Below are 723 nucleotides of genomic sequence, written 5' to 3'. Positions count from 1 at the left end.
CAGGGAGCGCCCTCGAACAGTTCGGTCAGGGCGATGCCGAACAGGCGGTGCCATTGGCGGCGGGTGTCGTCGTCGGGCGAGGCTGGGGCGGTTGGGCTCATGGGGAGCAGTGTAGCCGAAAGGGGCCGGCACGCGAATGGTTCGAGTCGCCGTGACCGGCTCACCGGACAGCCGGGTTGAATCCGCCGGGGTGGCGCACTTCGATCCGGTCGCTCAGGGCGTCCGGCTAGCACGCACGGCTTCGACCTGTACCAGGCTCAGTCCGGTGATCTGTGCGATCTGGACATCGTTCAGCAGGCCGAGTTTGATGAGATTACGAGCCATCTCGTGGGCCGCTTCCTGACGACCTTTCTGCAACCCGATCTGTTCGCCCTCCTCGCGCGCCTCCAGCAGCAAGGTGGCTTCATCTCGCAGGGCTTTTTCGCGCGCTTCGGCCCAGTAGCGGGCTTCTTCATCGGCGCTCAGGGCGCGGAGTTTTTCGATCGCCCGTTGTACCGGGGCGTAGGTGTGAGTGCTCATCGTGGTGTCCTCTCGCCAGTGTTCGAAGTAGGCGATCCAGGCCGACAGGCGTTCGGGCAGTTGTCCGAGCCGGTCGGCTTTGCGCAGTTCGACAATGTTCAGTTGCAGTTCGCGCCCGAGGCGGACTTCGGGGTGGTCGCGGTCGCGCATCTCGAAGCACCAGAGGGCTTGTTTGGACTGCTCCTCAGCGTCGAACAGCGTGAA

The 723-nt window shown here is 64.5% G+C and carries 1 protein-coding gene; it reads right to left on the bottom strand.

The window, feature by feature from the left end; all coding sequences use genetic code 11:
• Positions 1 to 213: 213 nt before the first annotated feature.
• Positions 214 to 723: Rpn family recombination-promoting nuclease/putative transposase (locus tag GJ668_RS19885; RefSeq protein ID WP_246195041.1), on the bottom strand; the 510-nt coding region annotated here is incomplete at its 5' end.

It is taken from the genome of Allochromatium palmeri, assembly GCF_009720725.1.
GTDB classification, from domain to species: Bacteria; Pseudomonadota; Gammaproteobacteria; order Chromatiales; family Chromatiaceae; genus Thermochromatium; species Thermochromatium palmeri.
The sequence above is the reverse complement of the archived record's forward strand: the minus strand, read 5'-3'. Positions and strand labels throughout refer to the sequence as shown.